Genomic DNA, 6,554 nt, shown 5'->3' with positions numbered 1-6,554 from the left:
CTAGTGTGGGGCGTTAAGAGCGTCCTGGGTGGGTTCGATTCCCACATGCCTCCGCCAAAAAAGATGCTTTTTTCGTTAAATAATAGTCGAAAAAAATTATTATAGATAATATTAATAAGTGACAAAAGCGTTGAGAAAATGTCAGACGAATATGAGATGTGTTTTCGTATGATATTTTTTGAGTTTATTTCTTGATTTGGAGTGTTAAGAAGTTGGCGAGGTATCGGGCTTCTTGCATATATAAAAGAGAGAAAAGGAGAAGAGTGTTATGGGAAGAGTGCAGTTATTATTACGTCAGCACGTAGGTGCTCCGTGTGCTCCGTGTGTAGAAGTCGGAGCTGAAGTGAAAAAAGGTACACTCATTGCAACTCCTACCGGACTTGGGGCAAATATTTTCTCAAGTGTATACGGTAAGGTAGTTGAGATTACAGATGATCGCGTTATTATCGAGGCGGCAGATGAACAGCCGGACGAATTTGTTCCGATTGATGTTCCAGCGGATGCAAGCAAGCTTGATATGGTAAAGGCAGCCGGTGTTGTCGGTATGGGTGGTGCGGGATTCCCTACAGGAGTCAAATTGAATATTAACCTTTCTGAGACACCACTTGGAGAGATGAATCCAGAGATCAATCCGGAGATTGATGATGTGAAAGAGCCGGGAAAATATAGCTACATCTTAGTAAATGCAGCAGAGTGTGAGCCGGGGCTTGAGCACAACATCAGACAGCTTGAAGAACAATGTGATAAATGCCTTCGGGGTGTAAAATACTGTATGGAGATTACACAGGCTGACAAAGCAATCTTTGCAATTAAGAAGAAAAACAAAAAAGCTGTGAAAACATTGCTGGCAGCAATTGAAAATGAAGAGAACATTTCATTACACCTGCTTCCGGATATTTACCCAATGGGTGAAGAGCGTGCGGTTGTTCGTGAGTGCCTTGGATTGAATCTTGATACAACACAGCTTCCGTCAGCGGCAAGAGCGGTTGTTGTTAACCTTGAGACAGCAGCAAGAGTTGCTGAGGCAATTGATGAAAAGAGACCATGTATCAGCAAAAATATGACAGTACGTGGAAATATCAAAGGCGGAAATGCAGCACATGTATTCATGGATGTTCCGATTGGTGTATCTGTTGGCGAGATGATCGAAAAAGCCGGCGGACTTGATAAACCGGATGAAGTTGGCGAAATTATCATGGGTGGAGCGTTCACAGGACGTGCAGTAGAGCTTGATGAGCCAACGACAAAGACAACAGGTGGTATCCTTACAACATACAAAATGCCAGACCTTACAGGTAAGAAAGTAGGGCTTCTTGTCTGTGCGTGTGGCGGTAATGAAGCACGTATGCGTGAGATCGCAGAGAAAATGCATGGTGAAGTTGTGTCCGTATGCAGATGTAAACAGGCAATTGAGAACAAACCGGGTGCACCACTTAAGTGCCTTCGTCCTGGAAACTGTCCTGGACAGGTTAAAAACAATATGCAGTTTAAGAAAGATGGCTGCGAATATATTATTATTGGTAACTGTTCAGACTGTACAAACACAGTTATGGCATCTGCTCCTCAGATGGGACTTAAAGTATTCCATCAGACAGACCATGTTATGAGAGCAGTTGGTCACGCACAGTATCGTCAGCTTACAGTATCTAAATGGGTTGACCAGGATATTGATGTAGAAGACTAGTTATGGTATAAATTGCGGAAGTAAGGAGTGATTCCCCGATATGACTTTTTACGGAGCAATTATATATATGTTAATTATCACGATTAGCAAAGTAATTAAAAGGAGGGAACAATATGTCTATTACAGCTGAAACAGCGAAACAACATGCAAATGATCCTGCAGTGTTATGCTGTAGAGCAGAGGCTGGAATCATTATTGAACCAGCAAATCTTGAAGATCCAGCAATTTTTGATGAGTTAGTTGACTCTGGATTATTGAATCTTGATGGATGCTTAAAAATTGGACAAATTTTAGGAGCAAAACTTACAAAAACTCTTGATTCTCTTTCACCACTGACAGCAGATGTTGTTGAGGGAGCAAAAGATTCTGTAGAGGAAGAAGCAGAGGAAGAAGCAGAGGAAGCAGCTCCAGAAGTAGCAGCTCCGGCAGCAGCAGCTCCGGCAGCAACAGCAGTTGCAGGCGGAGTTCTTAAAATCCACATTGGTGAAGGAAAAGATATTGATCTTTCTATTCCGGTTGGTGCACTTGGCGGAGGCGCTGAGGTAGTAGAAGTAGCTCCGGCAGCAGCTCCAGCAGCAGCTCCGGTAGCTCCGACAGCTGAAGAAGTAGCAAAAGAAGGAAAGGTTGTAAGAAGCCTTACAAGAAAACATTTTGCTATCACAGAAGTTAAGAGAGGACCAGAGACAAAGATCGAAGGAACAGTTCTTACAATCCGTGAAGGTATTGAAGCAGATGTAATTGCTAATTCTGATCTTGTTAAAGATTTCCATCTTGAAATCGTTACACCAAAGGAGTATCACACATATTCTGAGACAATCATGGATGTTCAGCCAATCGCAACAAAAGAAGGCGATGCTAAGATTGGACAGGGCGTTACAAGAGTAATCGATGGCGCTATCATGATGCTTTCAGGAACAGACGAAGGTGGAGTTCAGATCGGTGAGTTCGGTTCTTCAGAAGGATATATGGATGAAAACATTATGTGGGGACGTCCGGGATGTCCAGATAAGGGAGAAATCTTTATCAAAGGTAATATCGTAGTTCAGGAAAAGACAAACATGGAACGTCGTGGACCTATGGCTGCACATACAGCATTTGATATTATCACACAGGAAATCCGTGAAGCATTGAAGAAGCTTGAAGAAGACCTTGTAGTAGATACAGAGGAATTCGTTCAGGTTCGTCACCCGGGTCAGAAGAAAGTAGTTATTTGTAAAGAAATCATGGGACAGGGAGCTATGCATGATAACTTCATCCTTCCGGTAGAACCATGTGGAATTCTTGGAGCAAGAGCTAACGTTGACCTTGGTAACCTTCCAGTATGTATGAGCCCATTGGAAGTTCTTGATGGATGTATCCACGCTCTTACATGTATCGGACCTGCATCTAAAGAGATGACAAGACATTACTGGAGAGAGCCACTTGTACTTGAGGCACTTGCTGATCCAGAAATTGACCTTTGTGGTGTAATCTTTGTTGGATCTCCACAGATCAACGCTGAGAAGTTCTATGTATCTGAAAGACTTGGTCAGACCGTAGAAATGATGGACGTTGACGGTGCATTTATTACTACAGAAGGTTTCGGAAACAACCATATCGACTTTGCAAGTCATCATGAGCAGATCGGTATGAGAGGAGTTCCTGTAGTAGGACTTTCATACTGTGCAGTTCAGGGAGCGCTTGTAGTTGGTAACAAGTACATGACAGCAATGGTAGATAACAACAAATCTGAAGGCGGTATTGAGAACGAAATCCTCGGAAACAATACACTTTGCCACGAAGATGCAATTCGTGCTCTTGAGATGCTCAAAGTTCAGATGGCAGGTGAAGTAATTAAACCAGCTGAAAAGAAATGGAATCCGAACGTTAAGGCTACTAACATTGAAGTGATCGAAGATGCTATCGGATCAAAAATTGATCTTGTAGAAAATGAGCAGGCACTTCCACTTAGCCAGAAACGTATTGATAAAGGATACAACTAAGAATAAGGTGTTTTAAATGAATGACGAACGATTGAAATATGGTGACAGAATCATATACATGGAGGGAATCTGTGTTGATGTTGATGATTGCAGCATCAGTGTGGATTTAAAAGGACGATTGGGATTTTTCAAAGCGCCGAAGAGAATGTTTATCTGTGATACTGAACCAAAGATTGGTCAGGAATTTGGATGGCATATGAGTTTTCCGGAGCAGCTTGGTCCTGAAATCCATGAAAAGTACGTCAGTAATTTAGAAAAAGAGCGTCGTAAACAAGCAGAAATGAGCACTCGTTTAAAGAAAGAGGAGGAATAAAAATGAGTTTAACGGTTGTTAAAGGATTACAATCAGAAATCTTCGTTCCAATTACTCCACCGATGGTATGGACACCAGTAGAGAAAGAGTTGAAGGATATGACAGTTGCTCTTGCTACAGCAGCAGGTGTACATCAGGTAGATCAGGAAAGATTTAACCTTGCAGGTGACTTTACTTGGAGAAAGATCGATGATAAATGCCCATCAGATAAATTGATGGTATCTCATGGTGGATATGATAACAGTGATGTTAATAAAGATATCAACTGTATGTTCCCTATCGACAGACTTCATGAATTAGCGGCAGAAGGATTTATTAAAGCAACTGCTCCTTATCATGCTGGATTCATGGGTGGCGGCGGAAACCAGGAAAAATTCAAACATGAGACAGGCCCTGCAGTAGCAGCAATGCTGAAAGAGGAAGGCGTAGATGCAGCTATCCTCACAGCTGGATGAGGTACCTGTCACCGCTCTGCAGTATTGGTGCAGAGAGCGATTGAAGAAGCTGGAATTCCTACAATTATTATTGCAGCTCTTCCACCAGTTGTACGTCAGACTGGTACTCCACGTGCGGTTGCTCCGTTGGTACCTATGGGTGCTAATGCAGGTGGTCCTCACAATGTGGAACAGCAGACAGCTATCGTAAAAGCTACTCTTGAGCAGTTGGTTGAGATCCAGACACCTGGAAAGATCGTACCATTGCCATTTGAGTATGTTGCAAAAATCTAATATTCATAGAATATAAAAAGGGAAATGGTTGATCCATTTCCCTTTTTATATTCTATTATTAATTATGAATGGTCTTATAAAAAGATTGATTTTGTGTACTGGTATGATAAAATGTAATCAGATTAAATGAATTTACGTAATGAAAAAGAATTATTTATAAAGGAGGACACAGAAAACATGGCAGTTGAAGAACAGAAATTACGTCGACTTACCATTAAAGCATTTCACATGGATACGGTTGTGGAAGGCGATCGTAATGATATTACAACAGGCGGAAAGATGACTGTTTGTAAAGACATTATCCCGGAATTGTTAAAGGATGCGAAGCATATCACAGATATTGACATTCAGGTGATCCAGCCGGGAGATCATGACCGTTGGACGAATACGATTATGGATATTATTCCAATTTCTACCAAGGTACTCGGAGAATTGGGGGAGGGAATTACACATACAATTACCGGAGTTTACGTGATGCTTACCGGTGTGGATGTAAATGGAAAGCAATGTCATGAATTTGGATCATCAGAAGGAAATTTGAAAGAGCAGCTTGTGCTGAATAAAGCGGGTACTCCCGGAGATAATGATGTGATCATTTCCTTTGATGTTACACTTGCGGCAGGTATGGGACAGGAAAGACCGGGACCGACGGAAGCTCATTTGCTTTGCGATAAATTTATCAATATTTTCAGAGAAAAATTAAAAAAATTTAATGGAAATCAGTGTACAGAGAAACATGTATATCATGATGTAGTTCGCCCCGGAAAGAAGCGTGTTTTGATTATCCGACAGGTTGCGGGGCAGGGAGCGATGTATGATACGCATATGTTCCCGAAGGAACCATCTAGTTCTATCGGAACAAAATCCATCATTGATATGGGCAATATGCCGGTGATGATTACGCCAAATGAATATCGAGACGGAATTATCCGTTCTATGCAGTAAGGGAGGAGGAAAAGAATATGGGAATTGGACCATCAACCAAAGAAACAACATTACATCATTTCAGAGACCCGCTTTTGGAGGTTGTAGCAGAAGATACAGATCTTGATCTCCTTGGAATTCTTCTTGTAGGAACACCGGATGGAAATGAAGATAAGCTGTTTGTGGGAACACGAGCTGCGGTTATGGCAGAATGTATGAGAGCGGATGGCGTTATTGTTTCCTGTGATGGATGGGGAAACAGCCATGTGGACTATACAAATACGGTTGAGCAGATTGGCAAAAGAGGTATTCCGGTTACAGGAATTACATTCAATGGTACAGTAGCACAGTTTGTGGTTGTCAATGATTATCTGGATGCAATTGTAGATATTAATAAGAGTGCAACAGGTGAAGAGACAGATGTGGTCGGCGAGAACAATATGGATCGTATTGATTGCCTGAAGGCAAAGGCGTTGCTGAAATTAAAAATGCGAAAAAAAGATCAGGAAAACAAATAACGACATATAAAATAAAAGGGTTCTGCATAAAAAGTGCAGAGCCCTTTTTAACATAGATAAATACAAAGAAAAAACACGACATCTGTCTATGTCGTGCCCTTTCTTATTGGTATGTCATTGAGAGGTTTTTCCTCGTTGCATTGCAGTTTTGTTTATATACAAAGCTGGGGAATGCTCCTCGTAAAGAGGATGTATATATCAATTGGAGTTTACCATCGCAAGACCATTCTTGGGGGAAATGATCGGCTCTGGCATAACTGCAATAACAACCAAACTGGTTATTCTTAAAGAAAAAATTTTTAAAATAGCAGTCCCCTCATGTATGAGAAAACCGCCATTGGTTTGTCTTTCTTTAAGTTGGTATTAATATAGCATTTTTGCTTTAATGTGTCAATGGAGTAAAGT

6 protein-coding genes are annotated in these 6,554 nt (G+C 41.3%); all 6 read left to right on the top strand.

All coding sequences use genetic code 11. The annotated features are described in order from the left end of the window. Nucleotides 1-268: 268 nt before the first annotated feature. Nucleotides 269-1,684 carry a proline reductase-associated electron transfer protein PrdC gene (gene prdC, locus JQM82_RS13860; protein ID WP_235250984.1) on the top strand — a complete coding sequence of 472 codons (1,416 nt, stop codon included), beginning with the start codon at nucleotides 269-271 and terminating at the stop codon, nucleotides 1,682-1,684. 113 nt (nucleotides 1,685-1,797) lie between these two features. After that, the gene (gene prdA / locus JQM82_RS13855) at nucleotides 1,798-3,666 is read left to right on the top strand and encodes a D-proline reductase (dithiol) proprotein PrdA (protein WP_235250983.1); all 1,869 of its coding nucleotides are present in this window, start codon (nucleotides 1,798-1,800) and stop codon (nucleotides 3,664-3,666) included. 16 nt (nucleotides 3,667-3,682) lie between these two features. Then, the gene (locus JQM82_RS13850; protein WP_235232232.1) at nucleotides 3,683-3,979 is read left to right on the top strand and encodes a CBO2463/CBO2479 domain-containing protein; all 297 of its coding nucleotides are present in this window, start codon (nucleotides 3,683-3,685) and stop codon (nucleotides 3,977-3,979) included. Nucleotides 3,980-3,981: 2 nt separating this feature from the next. Continuing rightward, entirely contained in the window at nucleotides 3,982-4,707 is a 726-nt protein-coding gene (gene prdB / locus JQM82_RS13845) for a D-proline reductase (dithiol) protein PrdB (RefSeq protein WP_235250982.1), read from the top strand. A 177-nt stretch (nucleotides 4,708-4,884) separates the two neighbouring features. After that, the gene (gene prdD, locus JQM82_RS13840; protein WP_235250980.1) at nucleotides 4,885-5,652 is read left to right on the top strand and encodes a proline reductase cluster protein PrdD; all 768 of its coding nucleotides are present in this window, start codon (nucleotides 4,885-4,887) and stop codon (nucleotides 5,650-5,652) included. Between the two features lie 17 nt (nucleotides 5,653-5,669). Further along, nucleotides 5,670-6,149 (top strand): glycine/sarcosine/betaine reductase component B subunit, encoded by a 480-nt coding sequence (locus JQM82_RS13835; RefSeq protein WP_235250978.1) that lies wholly within the window; start codon nucleotides 5,670-5,672, stop codon nucleotides 6,147-6,149. Nucleotides 6,150-6,554 lie beyond the last annotated feature (405 nt).

It is taken from the genome of Faecalicatena contorta, assembly GCF_021531995.1.
Taxonomy (GTDB): Bacteria; Bacillota; Clostridia; order Lachnospirales; family Lachnospiraceae; genus Dorea_A; species Dorea_A contorta_A.
This window is presented reverse-complemented; position numbering and strand designations above follow the sequence as displayed.